1 protein-coding gene is annotated in these 1,118 nt (G+C 65.8%); it reads left to right on the top strand.

Annotated elements, in window-relative coordinates:
- Window positions 1-134: 134 nt before the first annotated feature.
- Window positions 135-1,118 (top strand): ABC transporter permease (locus EN984_RS35545; RefSeq protein ID WP_164765965.1); only part of this gene is annotated, 984 nt, incomplete at its 3' end.

The following is a 1,118-nucleotide window of genomic DNA, read 5'->3' as shown; positions in this document are numbered from 1 at the left end:
AGCCCGGACTTCTGCTGTTTTGTCGTGGTCGGCGCCTGCGAGAGTTCCCCTCCCCCTTGTGGGGAGGGGCTAGGGGTGGGGGTCCCTCTTCGTCAGAATTCTTGTTCGACAGACAGAACAGAGGGTGCCGCCTAATGTTCCGCCTGGAAGCCCGCACAAGCACACCTGCCTGGTTCAACCTCGCTCTGCCATTGCTGGCGATCGGCGGGACGCTCATCCTATGCAGCGGCCTCATCGCGCTGGCCGGCGCCGGCGTGCTCGAAGCCTATGGCGTGATGTTCACGGCGTCGCTGGGCGACAGCTATGCGATCACCGAAACGATGGTGCGTGCAACACCCATGATCTTCACCGGACTGGCGGTCGCGGTCGCCTTCCGGGCCAAATTCTGGAACATCGGCGCCGAGGGGCAATTGCTGGCCGGCGCGGTGGCCAGCTGCTTTGTCGGCGCCATTCCAATGCCGGGGCCGCTCGCCATGGTCTTGATGGCGGTCGCCGGTGCCGCGGCGGGAGCCGCAGTCGCGCTGGTGCCGGCGACGCTCAGAGTAAAATTCAAGGTCGACGATGTCGTCAGTTCGCTGCTGCTCAACTCGGTCATCTATTATGCGCTGATGGCGCTGATCGAAGGCCCGTGGAAGGACTCCTTCAGCGGCTATCCGATCTCGCCGCCGATCGAGGATTCGGCCAATTTCCCGGTGCTGCTCGAAGGCACAAGACTGCATCTCGGCGTCGTCGCGGCGCTGATCGCGGCGCCGCTGACCTGGTTCCTGATCGTGCGCACGACGCTCGGCTTCAGGATCAGGGTCACCGGCGAAAACCCGGAAGCCGCCAGATATGGCGGCATCCATGTCGAGCGGGTGCTGATCTCGACGGCGCTGCTGTCCGGCGCGCTGGCCGGGTTGGCCGGCGTCGGCGAGGTCGGCGGCGTGCATTTCCAGGTGATGAGCGACATCTCGCCGGGCTACGGCTATTCCGGCATCGTTGTTGCCATGCTGGCGCGGCTCAACCCGCTCGGCGTGGTGCCGGCGGCGATCTTCCTTGCCGCCGTGATGACCGGCGCCGAAGCGATGTCGCGGGCGACCGGCGTGCCGGCCTTCCTCAGCGACGTCATCCAGGGCACC

This window comes from Mesorhizobium sp. M7A.F.Ca.CA.004.12.1.1 (assembly GCF_003997835.1).
GTDB lineage: Bacteria > Pseudomonadota > Alphaproteobacteria > Rhizobiales > Rhizobiaceae > Mesorhizobium.
Note: the sequence above shows the minus strand (reverse complement) of the source record. Positions and strands in the feature narration are given on the sequence as shown.